Here is a 1,546-nt window from a genome sequence, read left to right as displayed (position 1 = left end):
CTCACGGGCCGACTCTCCCTCACCACCCACCCGTGGCTGGCCGACCACGCCGTCAACGGCACCGTCATCCTCCCCGGCACCGCCTTCGTCGAACTGGCGCTCCAGGCGGGCGAGCAGGTCGGCCACGAGCTGGTCGAGGAACTCACCCTCCACGCCCCGCTCGTCCTCCCCACCCAGGGCGCCGTCCGCCTCCAGGTCACCGTGAGCGGCCCCGACGACACCGGACGCCGCGCGGTCACGATCCACTCCCGACCGGACGCCGCGCCCGAGGGCACCCCGTGGGTCCAGAACGGCACCGGCTTCCTCGTCTCCGGGCGCGTCACCGCACCCGCCGCCGCGGCCGAGCTCACCGTCTGGCCGCCCGCCGACGCCACGCCGGTCGACCTCGACGGCCACTACGAGGCCCTGCTCCCGATCGGCTACGAGTACGGTCCGGCCTTCCAGGGGCTGCACGCGGCCTGGCGGCGGGGCGGCAGCGAGGTGTTCGCCGAGGTGTCGCTGGCGCCGGAGCAGGCCTCGGACGCCGCCCGGTTCGGCCTCCACCCCGCCCTCCTCGACGCCGCCCTCCACGCCGTCGGCCTGGGTGACTTCGTGCCCGAGAGCGACCAGGCACGCCTGCCCTTCGCCTGGCGCGGCGTCTCCCTGACCGCCGCCGGCGCCACCACCCTGCGGGTCCACGTCACCGCCGCCGGACCGGAGACGGTCACCATCACCGTCGCGGACACCACCGGCACCCCCGTCGCCACCATCGAAGCCCTCGACCTGCGGCCCGTCTCCGCCGAGCAGCTCGCCGCAGCCGGTTCCGCGCTGCACGACGCGCTGTTCCGCCTCGAGTGGCCGGCCCTGGCGGGCTCCACCGTCGCGCCGGCCGCGTCGGCCGCGCCCGCCGGCGAGTCCGCCGTCGTGGGTACGGACCCCTTCGGCGTGGCCACCGCGCTGGCGTCCGACGGCGGGAACGCCCCCGCGTTCGCCGACCTGGACGAGCTGCGCGCCGCCGTCGACGCGGGGGCCGCCGTTCCCGGCGTCGTCTTCGCACCCTGCGTGGCCCCGCTCGCGTCGGAGGAGGGCGCCGACCGGCCCGCCTCGGTCCGGCAGACCGTCGCGTACGTCCTGGGGCTGCTCCAGGGCTGGCTCGGCGACGACCGCTTCGCGTCCTCCCGGCTGGTCCTGCTGACCCGCGGCGCCGTCGCCGTGGACGGCGGCCAGGACCTGGACGACCTCGCGGCCGCACCGGTGTGGGGTCTGGTCCGGTCCGCCCAGTCGGAGAACCCCGACCGCTTCGTCGTGCTCGACGTCCAGGCCGGGCAGCCGCTCACGGCCGAGCTCCTCCGGACCACCGTCGCGTCCGGCGAGCCGCAGCTGGCGGTCCGCTCCGGCGTGCTGCGCTTCCCGCAGCTCGCCCGCACCGCCCGCGCCGCTGCGCCGTCCGGCAGCGGGGCTGCTCCCGCCGTCCTCGCCGCCGACGGGACGGTGCTGATCACCGGCGCCACCGGCACGCTCGGCAGCCTGGTCGCCCGCCACCTCGTCACCGACCACGGCATCCGCC

The 1,546-nt window shown here is 77.2% G+C and carries 1 protein-coding gene; it reads left to right on the top strand.

Features of this window, described 5'->3' with window-relative positions; translation table 11 throughout:
- Positions 1-1,546: polyketide synthase dehydratase domain-containing protein (locus tag ACGF12_RS38525; protein WP_393041315.1), on the top strand; the 1,546-nt coding region annotated here is incomplete at both ends.

It is taken from the genome of Kitasatospora sp. NPDC048296, assembly GCF_043201815.1.
Taxonomy (GTDB): Bacteria; Actinomycetota; Actinomycetes; order Streptomycetales; family Streptomycetaceae; genus Kitasatospora.
The sequence above is the reverse complement of the archived record's forward strand: the minus strand, read 5'-3'. Positions and strand labels throughout refer to the sequence as shown.